Source organism: Flagellimonas oceani, from assembly GCF_011068285.1.
GTDB classification, from domain to species: domain Bacteria; phylum Bacteroidota; class Bacteroidia; order Flavobacteriales; family Flavobacteriaceae; genus Flagellimonas; species Flagellimonas oceani.
In genome coordinates, this window is sequence record NZ_CP049616.1 from 3,720,157 (window position 1) to 3,744,804 (window position 24,648).

The window sequence follows — 24,648 nt, forward strand, 5'->3', positions numbered from 1 at the left end:
TTAGTTAGCACTTCAATTTAAGCGGTTTCATTCAACCCTTCCAATTTTTCTATCCTGGACTCCAATTCTGCATTCTTAGCGACCAATAAATCTATATATGACACTGCCTTTAACCCATCTTGGCCGGTTATAACAAACTCGGGGTGATGTTTCTCAAGTTCTTGGCCTATCACACCATATCTCTTTTTTCCCTCCATTTCATAGGATGCCCAATCAACTTTTATGGGTTTATTTGCTAAAGGTGTTATATTCCGCTTTAGACTAACATCGGAAGACTGGACAAAACTGGTAGCCGTTATGGTACTTGCTGAAGTTACTGCCCCAGATGTTGCTACTTTAAATTTACTCCCATCCTGTCCCATTTGGATTTCCCCATCTGTTCTAAAGATTCCGGTTCCACCAAAAATTCCAGAAGAAAAATCATTGAATGGATTCAACCGCACCCAATTGTCCTGAAATCCAAGCATGGCTTTGCCATTTCCTGCTAATAGATGAGCTCTTCCACCTCCTACTGTATAGGGATTGGGATTTACTATATCCGTATTCGTGTTTGATTTTATATTCAATGTTCCCTTACCGTTTGTCCCAAAACCTTCCGAAACGGTCAACAATTCAATTTCAGCAATGGAACCATTATTGGAATTATATATTCCCATAACTGTTTTAAGGTTTGGGGTACCCGTTATATAGCCTGGACTTATTATATAATTTTCATCCGCATATTCTTTTGTAATGAGCACTTTGTTACTGGCAGCAGTAATTTTAGAATTATCAATATTTGGCGCCAATACCTCCCCTGATTTGAGTATTGTCAGCGCATCGACCCTGTTAACATCCGACGTCCCCGCCCCAACGTTGAACGCCCTATCATTGGTCCCATTCGGTATATAGTCAGTACTATACTGCCCTACGGTGAGTTCTCCTGTCGCCCTTGCAAAGTTCCACACACCAAAGGCAGAAGAGGATGCTCCAGAAGCGGTGTTCAAGGTATTTACTGCAAATGCCCTGTTCCCGGTCGCATTGTTCTGGAAACCAATAGTTGCCGATTCATTGCCAGACGCAGTATTACCATTTCCTGCCGTAAAGGCATATTGAGCAGAAGCTATACTATTGTTGCCAAAACCTACGGAACCTTGGCCAGACGATATGATTTCCTGTCCTTGTGCAAAAGAAAAGAAATTAGTGGCACCTGCATTCCCCGTGGAACCGAAAACCGTAAAATCAATGGCCTTGCTTCCGATATTGGCATGGTCTGCTGGGTCTTCACCTACCAACCTCCACCCAGTATCACTGCCATCAGAAACAGCTTCAAGGCCTGTTACAGATGGGACATTGTCAATATTCTGCTGCAATAAATCCAATGATGCTTGCAATCCTAAGATATTCTCTATCGGAATATCTTCGGGGATACTGCCTCCATTTAATATTACATCCTGACCAATAAGCAAATGGAAGGTATAGGTATTGTCCCCATTATCGGTAATTCCCGTAACGGTATCGTTTTCCTCGATGTTCAAAAAGCTATCGATTAAATCGACAAATTCGGCTTCAGATGGATAGTCCCCAGTTTCAAAATATGATTTAAGTGTAATATTATCCTTCTTCATGTTTTTTTTGTATTTAATTGTTCATGGGTACCGTTAATATTTCATCCTCTTGGCTAATTGAATTGGAAGTGTTCTCAACGGTCACCTTGAAATGATGGTAAATATTGTTGCCATCCGTGTCCTCCACCAACAATGTATCCGTGGCCAATTCGGTCTGCAATAGGGGCACCGATATGGTTTCTTCATTGGAAGTGATCTCGTATATCTTGGTCCATTGTCCCTCATTGGTCATTTTGAACAAGATATATTTAGCATTGTATGCGGTTTTCCCCCACTCTAAAACAACATTGTCCAACTGCCCGGCACCAGTATCAGCGGTATAGCTCAATTGAGGAGCCAGTGGAACACCGTTTTCCACAATAGCCGTAACCAATAGTTTAGATGGAATGGAGGGCACATAATCTGTCACAACGGTATTCGGGTCGTCCTTGTCGGCATATTCAATTTCCTTTGATACCACGATCCTGTAATATATAGGGTCCGCATACGGAACCTCCACCAAACTGGAAAAGTCATCTGAAACTTCCCAAACATTATCATTGATCTGACCCGTTGCATCGAGAGCTATCTCGGCCACTTTCTCCATACTTCGCACCGAAAGTGCATCCGATGCTGATAATGCACGATACAAAGCAATCCGTTTAATATTCTCCACTTTGGGATATGCATTTACCTCAATCCTTATTTGGGGTGCAATTCCCAAGATTACATCTTCTATGATTGGAACCGCCTTTTTAATAGAAGGGGCCTTCGGTGGATTCGTGTTTACCAATTTTATCGGCCCAAGAATTGGGCTAAAATCACTGATCTGCATTTGGTTGCCCAATTCCTTGACACCATAAAAGTATAGATTGTTTGAAGTGCCATCCAACCCAAAATCAGTGAACTGCACTTTGTTCGTTGCCACTATTTTAGCCATGGGAGCAATGTCAAAATCAGAAGTTTCCGGTGGTGCAGGAGGCAACAATGCTCCGTTCTCATCACGTATTACCTGTTTTTTGTTTATGGGATTGTAATCCTGCCCCGTGTTTATATAATCATAAAGAATCGGTATCTCAGTAAGTGGGGTAAACAATAAATTTATAGCTTGTTGTATACGATCTGCCATCAGACCAGGCACAATGCTTCCAGGAATCTCACCTCCGCCTACATCAAATAGATTTTCATTGTCCGGATTTGGCAAACGATATCCCTCTTCATTCTCGGGATAAATGGCAAAAAGACCATCTGTTTGATAGGATTCTGGTGGATAATTATAGTCAAACCCTAAAAGGTTTTGCCATCTATTGCTCAAAAAACTCATATCCGACTGTTCAATCCCTTCTTTGACCGTTTGTACTGTGGAAGGGCTGTAGAGCACATTCAATATGGCATCATCATTTGTACGATAGTACTGAACACCATGGGGGCGATGGGAAAATTGTGTGGTCAAGGTATAGGTGGATTTTCCAAAGCTATCTGGTCTTGTCGCATAAGATGCCCCTACCGGTAGTTCCGGTACCAAAGGTTTGACGTCTTCTTGTGCAAACATGATAGTAGGCACCGAGATTCTGGATGCATATGCTCCAGAATTGCCTACACTCCTAAATCCAAAGCAGGTGTATCGAGTTCCTTCCCCAGCATTGGGCAACGTCGTACTATCTGTAATACCGGCAGTTGCGTTTTCATAGAGGTATACTCGATAGCCTGGATAAAAATTTACCTGAACATTCCCAATCTGGATGGCATCATATGCAGAATCAGAAGAAAACCCATTATCAACAAAATACACCACGAGATTATTGGACGTACCTACATTTTCAATTTTGATCACATCCAACGCTTTTCGGTTTCCGTTGGGCTCATCTTGTGTATGCACTCGAATGGTTCCCTTGTACCACTCAACAGGGTTTGCTCCCGAACTTTGGGGATGATTGGAAAGTTGTGTTGAAGAAAACGTAGCTTTATAGAACCCTCGATGTTCCTCTATTGGTTGCCCATTCCCGTCAAATCCAATGGGTTGTGGGTCTTCTTCTATCAAAGCTGTATCCCATATCCCTCTTGACTTTTCTACTATCTCTTCCAACACTCCATCATCAGGCCCTTCTCTTGTTATCAATTCACGGTGCACTGTCCAATTGTCCCCAATCTGTACCTTGAGCGGGTGCGGATTGGGAGTCCCCCAACTTGAAACATTCTGCAGGTTCTCAACGGCCATCAGCATTCCGTCCCCTTTGATTACAGGAGACTGCAGCTCCTCATTAGGACTGGGTTCCGCCCCAGTCTGCAATCTATCTGAAAGTTGCTTCTTGTATACCGTGAACACTGGCCCTTCAACCGCTTCCGTAACTTCATGGATGATGAATTCAGATTCCTCCAAAACTAATACCCCACCAACAAAATTGGCCAATTGAGATGTTGGGATTGACGGCATTAAAGTCTCCCCCGTACTATCCAAAATATAGGATCCGGTAGTAATGACCGAAAGGACTTCATTGCTCGAGTGATCCTGTACGCTCAAAGCTTTTCCAGTGACGTTCAGAGGCAGTTTACTACGAAAATAGATTTCAACTTCATCCGCAAACACTTCTTGGCTATCTGGAAAAATGGCATCAGTGTCCAAAGGATCTGTCGCTCCATTCATATTTTCAGGAGTAACCTTGTAGGTCATTAATTCCTCTCGGGTATTATAGTCGAACGTCAGTCTTATCAGGGTCTTATCACTCCCCGGTATATTTTCCAACCGCTGTTGTTCGTTACTTGAAGTCAATAATAATGGAGACTCTTCCCGTATTAACAATGCACTCCTGTTATGGGGAGGAACAAGGGTGTCCTTAGGTTGAATGTTCGTAACCAAATTCCATTGCACACTACTTTCAGAAGCTCTTGAAAACCAATTGATTCCATAAGAGCCATAAATGTGTTCCCCATTTTCGCGCTCGCGATGTACATACAATGACACTCCTTCATCTGGAATAGGAAGCGGCAATGTCTCATTATGGGGACTCTCACCACTAGGGACCGAGTTTTGATAGTAATCCGTATTTGGCAGTTCCGGCTTTCTCCATTCGGTCTCCCCAACTCCTTTATATTCTATACCTGCAAAGACAGAATTCGTGATTTCTGTCAGATTGAATTCTGTAGGCGAGTTATAAAATCCCTTGTCCACCGATAAATCTTCCTGTTCATCCACAAAAAGGGAAACAAATCTTGCCTTGCCATCTTGTGTATACCCTTCATTATCGGTCAAGGGCAAGGCCTCTTCATTTATTCCATTATTAGGGTAGATCCCAGGTACCGGTTGCTTTAAATCTATGGGGCTTGGTAAACGTTCATCGCTTTTTGATGTTGGGATCGTGATATACCGGTGCTCTGTATCTTCGGTGATGTACTGTCCACCTTGAAAAGTAACCTTGGTTTCATATACGGCCATATAGACAAAAGCGTCATTGTTTTGCACGGCCGTATCCACATCCAAATGGCCGAGGCCCAACATCCGGGCCACATGATAATCCAAGGAGGCTTGTTGCAATAATGTTAAATTCGCAATTTCAAAGGAATCATCTTCCGGATTGGTCACACCATCTGGCAAAACATCACTGAAAGTAAAGCTTTCCACCGCTGAAGGATTGTTCTCATCGTCACTCAATGTTATATAATCCTGGACCGTTTCCTTAATACTACTTTGGGTATTCGTATTGGTTACGTTCCATTTATTTTTATAATTCTGAATGTTGACAAATGCATCATCATTATAGCGTTGCCATTGGCCGTTTACCAAGTCTGAAGAAGGTTCCAAACGTGAAAACACTTCTGCATCGTTAGTGGAAAGGGAGAAATCTCCCAAATCCGTCCAACCTGATCCATTCTCAATGTTTGATGACAAAGTGCTATAAAACTCAAGAGAAATACTGGTTATCTCACAATTGATTAACCGGAAACGGAAACTACGACCATTTTCGGTCACCATTCGGGTATTGGACAATTGTGAGGTTCCCGTAAACGTTTTGCGCACCAAAATGGCCTTTTCAGCGGTCAATTTATTTTCCTCAACAGAAAGCAATTCGGTCTCCACTACTGGAGAAGTCCCAGCATTCACATTGAACTCTAATGAAAAAAACAATTCACTCTTGCTCTCCAACTCTAAAAGTTCGGAGCCATACCCGGCCAAGAATTGAGTGGGTTGCGTTAAAGGGTCAATTGTGTTTCTTACTGTACTATATTGGTTCTTATTTCTAAAATAGAGATAGACTTTGATTCCATTGGCCTCGTATAACCAGACCGCATTGCGGTTATCGACCACTTTGGGAGCCTGACTCAAATCAAAAGTCGTCCTAGAAGCCACGTAAGGGGCTCGATAAATCTTTACAAAATCATCTGCCTTGTTATAATTAGCTATGGTAGAGGCCAAATTACCTTTAGGCAAATGTTTGATCAGGTCTTTTTTTAGCAACCATCTTAAATGAATTCCTTCAGCACTTCCATCAGTACCGGTTGAGCCCGCTGATTGAAGGTAGAGATGGGGAGATTGGAAATATGGTTCAATAACTTCAGGACAAGAAAAGACAATTTGAGCAGTAAAACTTTCTGTCGCCACTGACTTGTTTATATTCGGAGTATTAGCCAATACTGTAATAGGTACAGGATCCTGGTTCAAAAAAAAGTCGACATTGTCGGTTGCTAAACTGTTTGAGAATCGATTGTTGATGTCGAAACATTCTTCATCAATCTCCTCAAAGGAATGGTTTATATCCAGAGAGTAGAGATTATTGCCACCAACTTCACTTTTTTGAAAATAAATTTTCCCGTTAAGAAGAAAATGTGACTCAAACCGAATATTTTGATATCTCCATTGTTTCAGTTCCAATGTATCCAAATTAAATGAATACATTACATCATCATATATATTAGAAGAACTAATTTCAGAGTAATACGGACCGTAAAAGATATTATCCTGTCCAGGATTTTTTCTACTGTTTAATATAAAAATATTAGGGTAAGTTCCATTATAAATAAGTAATCTCTTTCCCTGTACCAAATTGTTTGTATCATTAATAGGAATCGAGAAATAGCAAACACTTCTTAGTCCATCATCCCCCGATAGACGTATTCTAATAGTCAATGTGGTATTAGTGAAAGCCATTCCAAGAGATTGAACAAACTTATTTGTACTTCCCGAAAATAAACTTTCAGGTATCCTATATCGCCTAGTCTGTTCTTGTATCAGATTAGAATCAAAGGTTATCAATACTACAGCTCCAAATAAATTATTGGGGTTTTGATTTGCAGGAATAAGCTTTTCCCTAAGAAGAAGATAAATTTTATTATGTGATTCATGGTAGTATAACGAGCGACCTAGTGCATCACCATTAACATCATCGGTAATTTGAATAGTATTGATGTTGGTCCCACTTCCATTAAATCTCATTAATATATCTTGGTTAACAAGGAAAATATAAAACTCATCATTGGAACCAAAAACAACATCTATAAAACTTCCCGTTGAATAATCAATAATTTTTTTTCCCCAAATCAAGATACCTTCTTGAGAAATTCTGTAAGCATTTAACTCTTGTATTACGTTTCCATTAACATCATTATTGTATCCCAGTATAAGAAAATCTCCATTACTGAACTTTAAAGCGTTTTCGTTAGCTGCCTGACCTAAATTCACAAAAACACTACAAATTGGATTACCATCTAAGCTTAAATCACTAAAAATATATCCATTATATATATTTGAAACACCGCTTTTGGTCCCTATAAAAGCTCTTCGAGAAATATAGGGGCTAAGGTTAGAAGCATAAGTGTAGTGAAAAAAAGAATAATCATCTAAACTTAATATTTCATCAGATTCATTTTTGTATTGATATTCTTTAATATTGAGCATACTAAGTGATATTTATGTTTTCAACCAATAACATGTCATTTTCAATATATTCCACTCCATTCCACAAGAAATGCCTGAACTGGAATCGTAGGGCATTATTAGTTATTCTTTTGTTGTTTCTCATAATCAAAACCTGTGAACCATCCTTTGAATATAGCATATGGTAATTGCCATCAGGGTCGTCATTGGCGTTGTTCAATATTTTGATGGTTTCCCTTAATTCATCCTTAGGAATTTTTGGGTCGTTGAATGGTTCAGGGTTTCGTATCAATAAGGCAATGGTATCACCCGTATTTTGATCCACAACGGCATTGAACTCAGTTGTTTCTGCTGTAGGTAAGGGGGATAATCCAAAAACCCCTTCCATAATCCGGTCAAAATAGTCCACATATCGATCCTCCAATACTTGTGCCGCAGCATCTGGAGATCCCTCCACTTCTATCAAACTATATGCTGAATCAATCTGGGCAGTTGAAAGGTCCAATTGGATTTTGAAGATGGCCTCCTTTTGGTTTCCATTGCCATCTTCCAACAGATAACTGTTTATCTGTTCAGTAAAATTCGCATATCTGGAAGTTTGGAATGCATAGTTGTGCAGTTCAATCATATTACCATTGTACACACTGTTCACCATAGCCGTATAGAGTTTTTGTGGCTTTAGATTGGTCAAGTTGACCGTCCTAATTTTACTCTTGGGCCGAATTGCACTGCCTCCGACAACCACACAACTGAAATTTGAATCCTGGGCCGTAACTAAGTTGTTCCAATGCTGTAAATAGGTAGGCATTAAGGCAGCATTGTCCTCATCCCATGATTCAATTCCACCCGGAATTGTGGTCTCATCAAATTCAGGTGGCAATGGATAAGGAATCAAGGTATCATTTACGGGATCCTTGATCATGATTTTCATTTCAGCAGGTATCAGGGAAGACCCATTGAATGCTGGCCAGTCGTTAAACATATGAAAGGTCTGTGGCCTTACAAAGAACAATTGGAGCTTGGCCTCCGCATTGCTATAAAACAACGGTTTGGACTGTAACAAGTTGCCATCCGCATTGGGATAAGAACGGTTGTAATCGATATACTTTCGTAAGTTGGCCAATGGATATTTATCTGGATCCAATAAAAGTCCATTACCGTCCCGCTCTCCACCATAGTCCACACCTTGTGCATTATGGAAATGACCCAATGGGCCAGCTGTTCTAAATCCATAGTAATAATGGTATTCACCATTGGTATTTGCCTCATCACTGTCGACAGTATCCTTAAGTTTTAAATGGATATAGTACTTGGTATCCGGTCTCCAAATGGGAGCCACCACTTTGGATACGGCATCCGTACCCAAATCAAAGTCTTCCTGTATGGCCGCCTGTGCTGGAATGTTCGTGTTGAACTCGTAATCTGCCTCTGAAAGCCAACAAACTTCATGTAACAAACTGGTACAGGTAGTGTAATCCTGTAGCGAATCCAAAACAATATCCTTTGCTCCTACAACAAAGGAAGTTCCAATCTGCATTTGTCCAATTCCTCCACTCAACACTGTTCCTGGAATGCTTCCGGTACAACCAGATTGGATCAAGTCAACGATTTCTTGTTTTTTGGCCTCTACTTGAGCATTGTCCAATTCATCGGAAAGTACAATTTCACCATTATTCTCTCCAATGAAGTCGTTATAAGCTTGTTCATAAAATTCTTCTATCTCTTCATTAAGGGCATTGATCTGCTCAACCTGTGGAAAATCCGGCTGGACCACTACCATGGTAAAGCTATCCGCGGCATTTTCATAAACTACTTCCTGATTTAACTGAGAACGTGTCTTGTATAGGGTTCCAACCAATTCATATTCGGTCTCTAGGGATATATCATTGATAATTGGTCGGTAAAAAGAAATGGTCACTCCTTCCGAAATCGTCGACATTTTAAATGTCAACTTTTTGGATGGATTGGGAAGTCGTAACTCGACAGCCATGAAATTGTAAATCTCTAAAGATTTGTCGAAATTAAAGTCATTGGGCTTTTGAACTACCCTGGCCTTATATTCTTCACCCAGTTCCCCAAGAAATAGCGGGCCTCTTACCAAAAATGACATTCGTCCTGTCGTAAAAAAATTGTCGAGATCATCAAAGGAATTCTCAATTTTGATATAGGTGATGTACTCGACATCAGTAGACTTTCTCAACCAATTGGCACATTCTAGTTCCAACTCCTCAGTTTTACAAAACAAGGAGGATGCCGTAACGCCCAAACGTTCGGGAACGAACCAACCCGGTTCGCCCAACTGCGTATAAGAAAATGGGTTGTCCCCAAGAATTCGCAAGGCATTATATTCTCTACCTGTTTTTTGCCAATGTCCCAATTTTAAATTGGCTGTTTCTTGTGGGGTAAGGTCACTGGCCTCATTGATCAACACTTCATAGGGGTTATAGTCCTGCCATGCGCTTCCGTCCCAGGCCTTAATTTCTATATCCTCCATGCTATAGGCATGTTTAACCTGTCTTACCTCCTTACCACGAACCGTCTTCTGCGGAGGAATCAATTCAATATAGTTTTGTGGAGCATTGGTCACTCCTCCCGTTTTATTTGCCACAAGGTTTGGGTTCAAGGGCTTGGCAAACTTGATATCGATATAGGTGTCCAAGGGCAATACCGTACTGTTGAACTTGTCATCACTGTCAGAAGGAATAAAATCTGAGTCCGTAATATCATTGTCATTTAAATGAACCAAATCAAAAGTGTCCCCTGTGAGCATATGAACCCCTTTGGCAAGTTCCAATACACGTTCCTGTGCAATCGGCGGCACTGGAGTCCTATCAATCTCCCTGGATTTTTCCCATTTAAGTTCCACTTTGCCACAGAACTTAATCTTGACAAGGAAGATTCTAACTTTGACACAAAGTCTAAATTTTCCATATATCAAGAAGGGTTTGGCCGCTTCTACACCAAATACCAAATCCAAGCCAATTGAAACACTAATAATTTTAATATCGACCTCTGCCTGTCCGCCAGCTGCTAGATAACCTCCAATCTGGGGCCGTTCAAAACTGATGAACCCTCCTACTTCTACATACGCATATGCTCTTACACGGACGGGGCCATATTTTTTATTAAACTCAAATTCTGCTTTTGCTCCGGCCTCTATTCCCCTGGCAGAAAGCTGCAGATAGGTCTGTGCCGTTAATAGAGTAAGCAACCTAGCCGATATGGGCTCTTGTCTCGTACCAAAATTAATATACCAAGCGGAAGGGTTGTTAAAGAAAAAGCCTGCCTCCACTTTGGCCTGCATATCCAAAATCCAGCCATTATTCTGTGGAATGCTGAAATCCGCTCCCAATCCAGCTTCAATGGAATCATCCCCTATGGCCATAAAGGCAAAGAAGGGTGGTTCATCCGTATCGTCCAACTCCAATCGCTTGCTCAATATGCTGGCCTTACCCTCTACAAAAAACAAGCTGGGTATGGACAACAACATAAATACCCTAAATGAAATAATGCTGTCATTGCCATAGGTAGCTATGGATGCTCCTGCACCTATGGATACCGGATCTTCATAATCCGTGGTCTGTTCCGGACCACTGAATTTATCAATATTGATGCCCCGCTGGGGGTATACATAATAATCGTACCAGCTGTCCTCTCCTGAAGTCAGCCCGATTGCCTCCTTTTCCGCAACGTAACGATATCCCAAAAGACCTCGAAAACCAAATACGCCCAAACCTGTTGATGCTAATGGAATAGGAGTCGGAATCTCCACGTTAGCATCCACAATGAATGCTGGATACTGGGGTTGCAATCGCATTTCTGCACTACCACTAACACCCAACTTGGGAAGTTTAACGGAAATACCACCGGCATATTCTGTGGACACTCCTGGCTCTGGAATGGATAAATATCCATTTATAATGGCCGTTGCTGTGTCAGGGGAGGCATTCCCAGGGATAATGATGTCCACTTCTATTGTGCTGATGCGTATATAGGAATGATGGGGTTTGCCATTGGCATTATCATCATCAATAGTATAATAATATCGCACTCCATCGCCTCTGACATCCACCCCTAATGGGTCAAGGTTCAAAGCACCATCAAAACCCCAACATTTGTATTCACGTATGGTTCCGTTATACTCTTGCTGGTGGGATGTATAATTGAGGTTGGTAATGTTCATTTTGGCCGGACCCAGACAAATGCCAAAATTCGTGGGCAAGGGTATGGTTCCCCCGACTACTTCAAAACTACCATTGCTATAAATACGAATTGCGGGCAAAGCGATGCGAATGTTGTCCCCGCCAGCTTCATTGCACAACAGTTTGTTCATCACAGCATTGGTAAATTCCAATTCTGCCGTGGTACCTATAAAGAAATTATCATCTTCCTGCCCAAGTTCAATTCCCTGTATGTACAGTTTCAACACTTCGGGAATTTCAATGGGGGCAAATCCATCTTGCTCTGAGGCCGTAATCAAGAAATCCCCATCCGAATCCAAATGCCCCGTAATATCTATTTCTGCATCATTGCCATTGGCATCCCTAAGGCGCGGAATCTTTAATTGCCCAGCAATATTTGAAGAAACTATTTTGTTCCTATCAAAATTGATATCAAAAGCCGAAAAACCGACCTCAAAACCATTAGTGCCAACCGTTTTGACCAATAAAGGATCACTGGTGCCATTTACTACCTCCAGAGCTAGTCGCCCTGAAAAGCCTCCCGTACCCACCAAGATATCATAACCGGCCAACTGTGCCGTCGTGTTAGGGTTATTTTCTGTATTATCAAACCATTTTTTAGGCAGGGTTATTGCCGCTGTTTGGGCATAGACACCTTTAAATCCTGGACCACGGCCATAAGCATCAGCTTCAGGAATGTTCCGTCCTTCTTCGAGATCCACTTTAAGGTTGGTGAACTCAATAATCAGCCCTGTATTACCGATCATGGATTGTGTCAGGGAAAAACTTTGTGCCTCTTGAAATTCAAAACCGGCTTCAGACGAATATATCAGACTCCCTATATTGAAAGACAAAATGGATACGTCAGGTTCTGGCAAGGGTTCCAATTGGGCATCAACTGGCACCAACCATTTTCTCGGGAACTGCAATCCTACAGAAAGATTAGGAATCAAAACCCTGAATTTTACCTTTAAAATCCGGTTTAGACTATCTGTGGTAATGGAGCCGTACCATGATGCAAAAACCCCATTGAGATTGTCAAGGCTCTCACTAAAATCAGCACCTGTGAGATATTGATCTACTACAAAACCAATGACATCTAAATCAGCCTTCTCAATCTGGTTGACCACATCGGTCACTTGCAGACTTGTAGGCACCGTTGGATCTACAAAAATGGAAGACCCTTGTCCTGTATTAAATGCACTTACAAAGTCTTCTAAAGTATCAGCCCCAGTAAAGAAACTGCCCAATACCTGATCTAACACTTCGGTCTTGGTAATGCCCGCCAGTTCCATAAGCACCTCAACTATGGAGGTTACACTATTATCAAAAGAGCTGAAATTGAAACCGTTCAGGTATTTGAGCACCTCCCAGCTGTAATCAAAAGATATGGGTATTTCGGTATTGCCCTGCCCATTGGGGTTTAAAACCAGTTTTAGGTCTTGGACAAAAGGGATGTTCAACCCCAAGGGATTAAAGGTAACCAGGGTCATGGCATAATAGGCCGCTTCTCCATGGTAACTTTGCCCTACCCTAAAATCTTTAAAATAGACCTCGTCCAAGACATTTTCCAATGCTTCGCGCAACCCTTGCAATTCTGAGGGTATCTTCTCTAAAGGCAATAGGTCACTGACTACTGGATATAAAGGATTTGTGGGCATATCTTTTATTTTTCTTATTCGTAATAGGTAAAGGTGCGCTCCCCAATCAAATAGGGCTCGTTATCCCGGTAAATGACCATACGGGTCCAATTACCATAGTTATCTTCGTTCTCGTAAACTATTGTGTACATAAACCCGCCCATTACTGGAGCGGTAGCTCTTATCAGATAACCATCTTCATTAAAATCACGATAACTTTCTGGGGCTAAATACCTCTTCTTTCTAACCCCACTCGGATAATATTCATAGTATATAGGAGGGTTGTTTTTATCCACCTTCTTTATCATGTTCCCATCTTGGTCATACTCATAGGTATAGGTGCCGTCCTCCACTTTTAACCCATTTTCGTATACAGGATGTCGCTCATAAACATTGGCTCGAATTCTGATGTCATCACAATCGTAATGAACAAAGGAAGTATCGATTTTTCTTATCATATCGTCATGCTCATTGTACTCATATATGATTTTTTGAGCTAACCAAAATTTATTATTATCACAATATGATGGTTCAAAATACCTTGCCAATACTTCCCTATTCTTATTATCGTATTCGTATTGTTCCTTACCCAAGAGCACTTTTTTTAAGGGTGTTTTATATGTAAAGGATTCCACTAAGTTCCCCTTTGAATATTCATTGTGTATATGGTATGCAGGCTCGGTACTTCCTTTTTTATAATTTGTAAATCCTATCCGCTTACCTTCTTGGTTAAAGATTCGTTTGCCCCCCTCTCCGTTTAAGGTAAAGCTACTTGTGTTCACCAAGTTTCCTTTTTGGATAGTACCATCCTTCAAATCAGGTTTGTAGGTATTAATTTCCACTGATTGTATGGGTCCTCTGAGTATGGCATCCCAGTCCGTTATAACCTGTGAATTGGATTGACAACTCAGCATTACTACCATGACCAACATTAGCCCGAACATCTGTTTTGTGCATTTCATCTTCGTTACTTTATATGGATTCATTTAACAAAGTTTGCGAAATTTTACCACCCAACTCATTACCACTATCAAAATCTGGCACAGTGGTATCTTTTGAAAATTGTTTTGCAATAGCCTGAACAGTTTCATATAGTGGATTGTCCGTTGTTTCCCCTTCCAACACCAATTCTCCTTGATCCACTACCAGAAACTCATCAAAAAAACCAAATTCAAAAAAAGCGGCCAAACTCACCTTCGGGCCAAAGGCCCCTTTAAGGTTTAAGCCCGTGTTTACACTTAATTTCGAGTTCAGTTTTAGCGTAGTATTGGCTTGTTTCACCCATAATTGAAACGCGTCTTTAAGCAACCCCAACAGTTCTTGGGCTTTTCTTGTGCTTTCATTTATAAGGTTTTCTCGGTTGGTGTCCTGCAATAGGTCGCGAAGTTCCCCAGTATCCAAAAACCTGAACATTTCACCTAAAATGGCATTATAGGGTACCAATTCATTTTCCCCAGTGCCTCCAATATCCAAGATGGTCTGTAACCCCCAAGTAGCGTCGTTCAACAAAAAATCAAAATCGTTTTCGGTGAAGTTACCGGATGCAGGCGTTAAAACCTCTTGATAGGCTTCATTGATCTGTTGCAGTTTGCTCACATAAACACTTAACTGATTGGCGTTCTCATATTTTTCACGAGAGGCCATAAACCGGAGACGCAAGCATACATACTGAAGGGCCTTGATGGTAGCATCCATGGAAAACTCCGTATCAATTTCAATCGACGAACTAAATGTAAACCCTGTTCTTTCTAGTGTTTTAAAAAAATCCTTCGAACCATAATTTATATCTTCACCATTATCTTCTAGCACATAAGTTTGACTTCTATAACTATCGGTGAAGTTTCTTACCCGGTTCAAAACTGTATTATTCTGCTTGCTTTGGTAGGATTCAAGATTTGCCGAAAAACGTTTACGATAGCCTAGTTTGTCAAATACCAATAAAAGATTGGTAAAACTGAGGATATTGGTATTCCCAGATTGACCATCTATGATTTGTTTAAGTTGACCAATATTGATATTGGCTATAATCTCACTTGCCGGGGTAACGGGCACCTCAAAATCCCCACTATAAAGCTTGGCACCCAAGAATTTTGAAGTATTGTTATTGGGGTCACCCAAATCTGCCAAAGACAAATTATAATCGGCAAATGCATGGTTTTCAGGGATGTCTTCCCGTTTAAGTTCCAAACCAGCTACAAGGGCAATCCCTGCATCAAAATTAAAGGTGGGCAGAACAGGTACCCCCCCAATGGCACCTAAAACCAAACGTTGTATAAAATTGCTTACCGAGGCATCCAATGCGGCCGAACCCTCGTAGAATATTTCTATTTGAGAGCTTACCTTATTCGCCATACGGCCATCGTACTTGGGCATGTCCGGGAGGTTACCGTAAGTCCAGTTGGTCTCCCAAGCATATCCATACCCAATATCGACCCCTCCGCCGTAGAAAAAGTTAACCTTCTTAAAAAGTTTGGCAATTCCATTGACGCTCAACGAATCTTGGTTGTTTGCATCCACTTCATACGTTCCGGATGCATTCTTGGCATAATCGGATTCATTGGTGATATTCAACCCCAAATTTAACCTGCCAAATCCCCTACCTTTTGTCTCTATTTCGACCACCAACTTGGTGATGTAGTCCATGGGATCTATATTGATGACTTCCAGGTAATTCAAAATTTTGGACAACCCATTGGCCACACTGGAAGTAGCATTGATCGCCGGTAAGAGCAAAGCCAATAACGCCGTATTTTCTTTGTTGACCGGGAATTCGTGTTCCTGATATATGCCCAGACCTACTTTGGCATCGACACCTGCATAAGCCGCAAGTCCTTTTTTTGATGCCTTCTTACTGCCCATATTGGCCATTTTCCCCTTTTTGCTTCCCCCAAGATTAAAGTCAAAACCAACGCCGCCACCTACAGTGCCTCTAACTTCGGCACTGGTTATGGTCTGGATAGTGATTTCGTCCTTTGGAGTCACTTTCCTCCATACATAGGCACTACCGCCAACACCTATACCGAACAATGCTGCCACCTCAGCATCCAAATTAACCTGAAAGCCCATGCTCCGAGGCCAATGATCATTGAGGACATCAATAATCCAGCTATATACATTCTTAAAAAAGGTATAGGCTTCAGTATAAAGGTTTATTGTCAGTGTTCTCTCTGCGGCATCACTAATAGCGTTTGCAACATCATCTAAAAAATCATCAAAACCCGTCTGTGGTATCCAATCAAAATAGTTGTTCCCTTCCGAGTCTGTTTTTTTCTCGTACATCTCGCCTTCCTTTGGACGAAAATTTAGATGCAAGTATAAAGCCTCCACAAACTCACGGCTTGGCAAGTATAGGTCTTCACCCACATCCAAGTTGAAAGGAGCATCAAAAGTGTATGTTTCACCAGTATATGGTACTGTATAATTTGATGCATAGAGATTCCATTCGTAATTGGGATCCAAATTTTCTATTCGCTCCAAAAAATTCTTATAATTGAGGCCAAAGGTATCGTTGTCATAAATATTGACCTCATCTAAATGAGTATCGGTATAATCTATTGTATTTGGAGAAATGGAGCTTCTATGAATAGCATAGGCAATACTCGGATCCGTATTCATATAGTAGATAAGGTTGGCATAAAACCGAATACGGTAATCCTTATCATCTTGGCTCAATGTTCTTGCCGGAAACTCATGGAGTACAGCCGAGGTATCTTCACCCGGAACCGTATATATAGGATACGCATCTTTTAGATATTCCTCATGAATGATGGAAATCAAGGTTTCTCCTTCCCTTATGGTACGTGGTTTAGCGTCGGGCGGGAGGCCTGAAGGTGTCCTTGGCACCAGACCTTTTTCTATAAAATATCCTTTGTTTTCTGATAATATGGGGTTTTCAACTTTACCGTCCCCTACGAAATAATGTTTGCCATCCAATGTCGGTCGAGCAGAAACTATCTCGGCACCGTTTTCCTTTTGTGAAAAGTCGGGAACCCCATCCGTCTGCGATATTGTAGGTTCTAAAAGGACAGTTTGCTCAATATTGGCATAAACCTTTCCATCAACTGTTGTGATAGTCAATTTAATTTCCCCCTCAGAACCGTCGGCTAAGACAATACCACTTTTCTTATTAAAAACAAGCTGGTTCTCAACTAAAAAACTATCAATCGCCAACAAAGTCTGGGCATCGAGAACACCAGTTTCAGGAAGATCAAAATTACTTTGAGCATCTTTTAAAGTAGTTTCCGTTATAATGCCAAAACTTCCACTAATCTCAGTTTCGACTAATTGACCTTCTTGGAAAGACCTAACTGCCTTTAAGATAGCTTGGAACAATTCGACGTTGGGACCTACATCATCCTTTTTCAGTTCTTTAGCTCCTTGGCTCTGCTTGACTAGATTATTAAAGAATCGGTTTTCTTTTAACGAATTATGAATCAAAACCTTTCTTCCAACAGGTATATAGGTTGATTGGAATTGATTCGGTATTTTGGCTAAAGCCTTTTTTGAAATAAATACAGCCATCAGGTCTTGTTTACGTAAAAATTGAGTTCGCTCTTTTCTTGGGTAACAGTATCTTCCACCAACACCTCTTTGGATTGGACCTTATCATCCGTGGTGTTAAATTCAATACCTTGTAATTTTAAATCCGATTGCCCAATAGCAAAACCATCGAAATTTCGGGTAGGCATATCACCTGAGGTTGGTTGCAGAAATATTTTATATCCTTGATCAAAATCAGAAGCCGCCAATGCCATTACCGTATCATATTCTTCGTTGGACAGGGTAAGAGCATGGAACTTTTTGGCATCAATAGCAAATTTGTTGTCTTGGGCAGGGGCAGTGTTCAAATAGTACAGGAATTCCTCCAATTGACCCTTAAAGTCTTTTGCGACCTTTTTCAATACCAAAGCTGAGTCTAAAGTTCGTTTTGGCAACACTTCCAAAAACCCTAAACTTTCTGTCCCAGAGGTGTACTCAAATTCTTCCAAAAAAGCGGAATTATCATATTTGCCCTGTTGTATAATCCCAAAAGGGAATTTTAACCTTCTCCCAGATTCATAACCGATACGATCCGGAAATGAAAAAAAGGTGGTATTGTATTTATCCCTGGCAATACCGATGTATTGAGTATAGTATTCATTACTGATATCTAAAAAATTCTTTAGGACAATGGGGGCATTTTCTGAAGAATACAATGAAACCTTGAAATCTCCGTCATCCAAAATATCGTCTCCAATCAGATTCTTCATATCCAAAGGAAATACTAAGTCATATTGGTTCCTTCTAGAAATAATATCATCGTTCAATTCAGAAACTTGAACTTTACCATATTTAAGAGAAAAATAATTAGCTCCTAGAAAATCATCATCACTTACCCATGCTTCCACAAAAACTTCCTCACAGAAATCTTTCCGAACGGCCCCGGCAGAGTCTAGGTAGTTAAGTTCTTGAAAGAAGGTCCATTCCGCCTTTTCCAAAAATTTATGTGTATAAGATCGAAGAAAGTATCTTGCGTTATAGCCTGCTACATCATGTATTGGAAGCTTCATCAAAATTCTGGATTTGCTTCCAGCAGGAACACTCTTCTCTAAAAGTCGCAATAATGGCCAATTGGCATAATAATCCACAGAGCTTACCAAAAAGTCCTCGGTTCCTGATTGCTCAAACCCTAGCTCTAGTGAATTAACATATTGACTATAATAGTTAAAAGAATAATTGAAGTCATTCCTGATGTCAATATAACAACAGTTTTTATTATGAAAAAGTGATACCGCGCTGGATGCATCCATTTTTGTCCCAGAATCATCCGCATCGTTTTGGTACACTTTAATTTTATGGCCATTGGCTTGGGCACATCCATATAAAGCAGCAGGGTCGAGATACGTGAGTATCTGTTCTTTTTCATGCCAATGCTGAAATGTCTGCACTGCAGTAGGGTTGGCAGTTAAATTGTTGACCGCCACCACATCATCCTCACTCCTAACCCATCCCAATGTTGGCTCATAACCAACCCTGTCCAATATAATCTGGAATCCTGCGGGAGTTCCCGTTCCGCCTCCCCCAATAAATTTTCCGAGCTGACAACCTGCCTTTACCAATGGCAATTGCAAGCCATCATTTAAAAAGACAATGGTCTCAACAAACTCGGTATCTGGTTTGAAATTGTCAATGTCATTGGAATCCGAATAGTGGTATCCCAAGTTTTCTGCTTTAGGAACCTCAGATGTCCCCGCATCTTGATTGATTTTGTTTTGAAGATTATAAAGGGTCGTTAAGATATTATCGGTTTTCCATGTACTGTCTGCTTGGAAAATTTCTCCAGTCGTGGAATTAATAATTGAATCCTTTCGAATCCCTCGATAAACAAAAAATTTAATATTAGGAAAATTAAAATCAGGGGTTTTGAACGGGTATAATACAATATTTATACAGTTAGGGTCACTCTCACATTGCTGTACCAAGGGAATCCCATCGACAACTGCAAAAGCTGGTGCATCAGCTGAAACTAAAAACTGATTGTTTACCCTATATTCAAGAGGGCTGGAAGGAACTGGACCAAAAGCTAATGTGTCAGTTTGATTTTGAGACAAAGCATCTTGTTGGGTAAAAAAGAAAAATTCAGACATATCTGTTGAAACCTCAGGTTTTAGAAAGGAACAATTGATTCCATAGGTCTCAAATGCCCTAATGTATGTCTAAATTTAATGGACAATTTTTGAGCGTCTAGATGGCTTTACCATCGAATATTGATGGTTTTGAAGTTTTAACTTTAAATTTAAACACAATGATGGTTTTTCCCTCGTTAATGACGGGTTTTGATTTGGTCTGAATGTTATCAGAATTGGAAAGAATCTTTTCATCCTAAACCAAAAAAGCCCCAGGGTTTCTGGAGCTTTCTGTTTTATTTTCAAAGATTCTACATTTATTCTATGGGCATGGCCTTGAATTCACCGTCAACCAGAGTTATGGTCTCCTCACTTTCGGACATAATCGTGGCTGTAAAGGTTCCTTCCACATAATCCTCGGTAACACTCGTGACATTAATACTTCCATCATGGGCAAAGTCAAAATCAAATCCCATGGGTTCCGAGGTAAATGACACTTTGTAATCTCCTCCAAAAGCTCCCCCTTCGATATTATGGTTTCCAACAACAATGTCCAAAGGCAAATAAATACTGATCCGTGTGTCCCCCACATCCTGTATCGTTTCACCATTATTTCCATTGAATGTAATCGACAGTGATTCCGCAGTTATGATATTTCCAAAATCATAATCGGTACCGTCTATAGTAAAACGGATATAAGTATCCGAGGCCGGGGCCCCCGAATCATCATCTGAGCTACAGGATTGAACCAAAGAACCCAACATAGCAAGTACTGCTATTAAAATATATTTCTGTTTCTTCATTGTTTCTATTTTTACGTGTTTTTAATTAACACTACAACTCCTACAGTTGTGTTTTATTCTATGACAAATGTTAAATTAGCTGCGTACCTATTGAAAAAGGATATGACTTCATCGATTTGATGGTAAAACCATCTTTTTTTAATGTCTTTTTGACTTTTTATTCTTAGTTCTATCCATTGGTCCCTTAAAACTAAGTATCCGTTTATGATGGTTTTTCCATCAATCTCTGATGTAGGATAATTTTTAACAGCTCCTTAATCCCATTATTGTTAATTATTAGTTTATTTAGACCAAATAACTTCCCCCTTATAAAATATAACTATAGAACCAAACCATAGTATCAACCTATCTAAACATCTGTTAACCAAACAACAAGCATTTGAACATATTGTTATGCGACAGGAATTAAGGATTTTAATGGTGGATGATCATCCGATGACGGTAAGGGGCTATCAGATGATACTTGAACAAACAATGGCCGAAAAAATAAGTATCATAGATACGGCGTTTAATTGTGATGCGGCCTATGATAAAATTACAAGCTCAAAAAGCAAGCCCTATCATTTGGTTTTTTTGGATATCAATCTTCCTCCTGCTAAAAACCATCGCATATTGGATGGTGAAGATCTTGGGATTTTGTTGAGAAAGGATTTTCCGGATACCAAAATCATCATCCTGACCATGTTGAGCGACAACTACCGTATCAATAGTATTTTGAAAAGCATCAACCCTAATGGGTTTAGCATCAAGAGTAAACTGACACCGAAAACCTTACAAGATTCCGTTGCTACTGTATTAATGGGGAATTGTTATTATTGTGAAGTGGTCAACAATTTAGTACGAAAGCAGGTTTCAAACCAAATAACACTGGATAGTTTTGACCGAAAAATACTCTACCACCTTTCATTGGGCGAGAAAATGAAAAACCTTCCACATTTTGTCCCGCTTTCCCTTCCGACCATTGAACGCAGAAAAAGAAGGTTAAAACAACTTTTTGATGTCAAAGAAGGAGATAAATCACTAATCAAAAAGGCAAAGGAAAAAGGGTTCATCTAATCCTTAGGCACTTTCATTCAGTCAATTAACCTTGTTGTCCGTTACTTTAATTCATTCCTTTTGAATAGATACTCAAACACTATGAAGGTGAAGGTGAAACCATCAATTTTCAGTTAAGATTGTCATTTTAATCCAAGCTGTACTAACTTGTAACTGAAGCGTAGAGCAGGGTCAACATAAATATAAAAGTTGTATTACTAGGTGTTTGTGAAGGTTTAATAATTATTCTCTTTGCTCTTCAACTGTACAGTTTTCATGAATCTTACTCCTAATGAATACTAAACTGTTATAAAAGTAGAGGACAAACAATGCCTGCTCAATAATATTGGGTTTTGTTATGTATCATAAACTAGCATTATGGATGTAGCTCATTTTATTGCAAAGGCCGCACAAGAAAAATTAATCAAGACGGGCAGTATTGAAAGCACCCATGATTTTTTGAAGGAAGCGGATTTAAAACTTGAGGCTGTTGTCAATAGTGGTAATAGTGTTCTTTCCAAAAAACTACAGGACAATGGGGAAATCCATCCCAGTTATATTTCCAAGGCCTATGCCTTGGAACACATCAATGGTAGGGTGCTCAAAAGGCCTATGGCGGACCTAGTGCAGCAGGGTGGGGGAATGTACGGCATTGCCCTATTGGGGTATACATATATTTTGGAGAAGGTCGGTATCCGGTTTTATAGTTATGGCGGAACAAGTGCCGGGGCTATCAATGCTACTTTTTTGGCTGCTATTTCAAATAAGGTGTACACCCAAAAATCCATATTCTTTAAAGATAATGAGCGTGAGGGAACCAAGTCGGAGATATTGACCCACATTATCATTAATACGGACTTTAGCTCTTTCATGGAGCGAGAAGGTGTTGTAGGCAAACTCCAACGCATGTTGTTCAAAAACTTTGGAGGAGTTTCCTATTTGAGCGCTTTCGGTTTGATATCTGCTGTAATTGGTTTCCTACTGATTTTTATTTATAGCCTTTTTGGTCTCGTGTATCGCTCTTCCAACGGGTTCACGGGATTTGAGCTTAGGACCTATGATTTTTTTCTGGGTACCTTGAACGTATTGGCCGTTGGCATCCTTTTCTATGTGTTTTTCATTCGGATCTTGGGCAAACGGTTTGGATTGAACAAGGGTGAAGTCTTTTTTAAGTGGTGCAATGGATTGCTCCATTTATTGGATATATTCAGAACCGACGGACTCATGTCTCGAATGGCGGAAATTGATTTCCATCAAAGAACAAAAAATGATGCCCCTAGATTAGTGCTTATTGCCTCCAACCTAACACACAACCGTATTGTAAAATTCCCTGATCGGGCCCCGGATTACTGGCACAACCCCAGTAATGTGATGCCTTCTGCCTATTTAAGGGCCTCGATGTCCCTGCCTTTTATATTTGAGGTTTTTGTTCCCGGTACCCAACACTATTATCAAGATGAGCCTAACAACACAATTGAAAAAGAGGCCCGGTTTGTGGACGGGGGCATGCTATCCAACTTTCCCATCCGTGAATTTCACAGGATGGATGGCAAACTTCCCAGATTTCCGACTTTTGGTGTGCTCTTGAGCAAATTGCGGGAGGATAAGAATACAAAGAAAACACTCGAAAAATCTTCGCTCCTTAGTTATGTTATTTCCTATTTGAAAACCTTTCGATATTTCTATGACAAGGACTTTATAAATACCAGTAGGGAAATAGAAAAACGTGTGGTCACGGTAGATACCAAGGACTTCAATTGGTTGGATTTTTGGATGGACCAACCGACCAAAAAGAAATTGTTCATGAAAGGGGTGGACGCAGCCATAGAGCAATTGGAAAAGTTTGATTGGTCGGACTATATCAAAATCAGGGAAGAAGAATTGAAAGAAACCCAAAGTATGAAACTATGAGAAGTTTAAACTTTCAACAATCTCTTTGGAACGTTGCCTTGTTGCTATGTTCGGTCTGCATGTTGGTCTTTTTCTTGCATACCAATATCAATGTACCCAACATTTACAGGATTCAGCTCTCCGATTCGTTTACGGCGTTTCAAACACAAGTGCTTGAAACGGATAATTTAATGGCCAACACCTATTTTGATTTCTTCTTCATACTTTGCTATACCCTACTTTTTTACTCATCCATTCGTATATTCTTCCTTTCCATTGAACAACGAATCTCCATTAGATATTACTCATTAAGTATACTGCCCGCCTTGTTTGACATCACCGAAAACCTTATGATACTGGGATTGTTGGATGGGACATACTGCCAGGGTAAATGTTTCTCTGTTTTTTATTGGATTGTAAGGCTAAAATGGTTTGTGCTTATCCCTTTTCTATTAACCGCCCTGGCCATTGCCGCCTATCATTTTATTGTTTTTGCCGGTAGAACCTACAATCGTCTTTTTATAAAAAAAGCCATGAATTCTAAACGTATGTAGATAAATCAGTGGCCAAGAAAGAACCATAAAATCATATAAAATATGAGCACAAAAACCTTTCCGTACAAAACATTGATATAGGATATAGGCCATAGCTTTGGTCTTGGGCCTTGTAATCTTTAAAGAGTCCGTTGCGGGGATGATTCTAAATACGGAAGAAATCAAGCTTCCCGGTTTTGAAATGCGTGTCAAGAAAAAGGAGTACCAAGAAATCATGCGAATTCAGGACAGTATTGAACAACAGTTTGAACGTGAGCGAAAGCTTAAGGATAGTCTGATATCGACTTTGGAGCTATCCATAGTAGACCTAAAAGATGAGATTATCGGGTGTAATAGCGAGAAAGTTGATTCCACCACTATAGCAATTGATAAGAAGTTAAACGACCTCAATCAATTCAATAAGATGGAAAAGCTTAATAAGTCTTGGATACAGTCCATAAAACTTCCTGGTCAACAGTAATGGTTTAATTAAAGTGGTCTTTTTT

At 40.2% G+C, this 24,648-nt stretch carries 11 protein-coding genes; 4 read left to right on the plus strand and 7 right to left on the minus strand.

Annotation, left to right across the window (positions count from 1 at the left end; all coding sequences use genetic code 11):
* Positions 1-17: 17 nt before the first annotated feature.
* The 7 genes from GVT53_RS16850 to GVT53_RS16880 all read right to left on the minus strand — a co-directional run bounded on the left by GVT53_RS16850 (position 18) and on the right by GVT53_RS16880 (position 20,684).
* Positions 18-1,607: a hypothetical protein gene (locus GVT53_RS16850; RefSeq protein ID WP_166249654.1), complete on the minus strand. Its 1,590-nt coding sequence runs from the start codon at positions 1,605-1,607 to the stop codon at positions 18-20.
* A gap of 13 nt (positions 1,608-1,620) precedes the next feature.
* Positions 1,621-6,183, minus strand: coding sequence for a fibronectin type III domain-containing protein (locus GVT53_RS16855; RefSeq protein ID WP_166249655.1), 4,563 nt, complete (start codon positions 6,181-6,183; stop codon positions 1,621-1,623).
* A gap of 1,294 nt (positions 6,184-7,477) precedes the next feature.
* Positions 7,478-13,297, minus strand: a complete 5,820-nt coding sequence (locus tag GVT53_RS16860; RefSeq protein WP_166249656.1) for a hypothetical protein — start codon at positions 13,295-13,297, stop codon at positions 7,478-7,480.
* Positions 13,298-13,311: 14 nt separating this feature from the next.
* Complete coding sequence (locus tag GVT53_RS16865; protein WP_166249657.1) at positions 13,312-14,238, minus strand: hypothetical protein; 927 nt, start codon at positions 14,236-14,238, stop codon at positions 13,312-13,314.
* 10 nt (positions 14,239-14,248) lie between these two features.
* Complete coding sequence (locus GVT53_RS16870) at positions 14,249-17,797, minus strand: peptidoglycan-binding domain-containing protein (RefSeq protein WP_166249658.1); 3,549 nt, start codon at positions 17,795-17,797, stop codon at positions 14,249-14,251.
* Complete coding sequence (locus tag GVT53_RS16875) at positions 17,797-19,476, minus strand: hypothetical protein (protein WP_166249659.1); 1,680 nt, start codon at positions 19,474-19,476, stop codon at positions 17,797-17,799. The genes GVT53_RS16870 and GVT53_RS16875 overlap by 1 nt, the downstream gene beginning before the upstream one ends.
* Before the next feature lie 722 nt (positions 19,477-20,198).
* Complete coding sequence (locus GVT53_RS16880; protein ID WP_166249660.1) at positions 20,199-20,684, minus strand: hypothetical protein; 486 nt, start codon at positions 20,682-20,684, stop codon at positions 20,199-20,201.
* A gap of 393 nt (positions 20,685-21,077) precedes the next feature.
* On the opposite strand from GVT53_RS16880, the gene GVT53_RS16885 reads away from it, so the two are divergent.
* From GVT53_RS16885 to GVT53_RS16900, 4 genes are all read left to right on the plus strand, one after another.
* Positions 21,078-21,740, plus strand: coding sequence for a response regulator (locus GVT53_RS16885; protein WP_166249661.1), 663 nt, complete (start codon positions 21,078-21,080; stop codon positions 21,738-21,740).
* A gap of 357 nt (positions 21,741-22,097) precedes the next feature.
* Positions 22,098-23,630: a patatin-like phospholipase family protein gene (locus GVT53_RS16890; RefSeq protein ID WP_166249662.1), complete on the plus strand. Its 1,533-nt coding sequence runs from the start codon at positions 22,098-22,100 to the stop codon at positions 23,628-23,630.
* Positions 23,627-24,163: a hypothetical protein gene (locus GVT53_RS16895; protein WP_166249663.1), complete on the plus strand. Its 537-nt coding sequence runs from the start codon at positions 23,627-23,629 to the stop codon at positions 24,161-24,163. Before GVT53_RS16890 ends, GVT53_RS16895 begins: the two co-directional genes overlap by 4 nt.
* Positions 24,164-24,266: 103 nt before the next feature.
* On the plus strand, positions 24,267-24,623 hold the full coding sequence (locus tag GVT53_RS16900; RefSeq protein WP_166249664.1) for a hypothetical protein: 357 nt from the start codon (positions 24,267-24,269) through the stop codon (positions 24,621-24,623).
* Positions 24,624-24,648 lie beyond the last annotated feature (25 nt).

Excerpts from the sequence above, each read along its gene's own strand:
- GVT53_RS16850 (WP_166249654.1), bottom strand. The coding sequence starts at position 1,607 with ATGAAGAAGGATAATATTACACTTAAATCATATTTTGAAACTGGGGAC.
- GVT53_RS16860 (WP_166249656.1), bottom strand. The coding sequence starts at position 13,297 with ATGCCCACAAATCCTTTATATCCAGTAGTCAGTGACCTATTGCCTTTA.
- GVT53_RS16865 (WP_166249657.1), bottom strand. The coding sequence starts at position 14,238 with ATGAAATGCACAAAACAGATGTTCGGGCTAATGTTGGTCATGGTAGTA.
- GVT53_RS16870 (WP_166249658.1), bottom strand. The coding sequence starts at position 17,797 with ATGGCTGTATTTATTTCAAAAAAGGCTTTAGCCAAAATACCGAATCAA.
- GVT53_RS16880 (WP_166249660.1), bottom strand. The coding sequence starts at position 20,684 with ATGAAGAAACAGAAATATATTTTAATAGCAGTACTTGCTATGTTGGGT.
- GVT53_RS16885 (WP_166249661.1), top strand. The coding sequence starts at position 21,078 with ATGCGACAGGAATTAAGGATTTTAATGGTGGATGATCATCCGATGACG.
- GVT53_RS16890 (WP_166249662.1), top strand. The coding sequence starts at position 22,098 with ATGGATGTAGCTCATTTTATTGCAAAGGCCGCACAAGAAAAATTAATC.
- GVT53_RS16895 (WP_166249663.1), top strand. The coding sequence starts at position 23,627 with ATGAGAAGTTTAAACTTTCAACAATCTCTTTGGAACGTTGCCTTGTTG.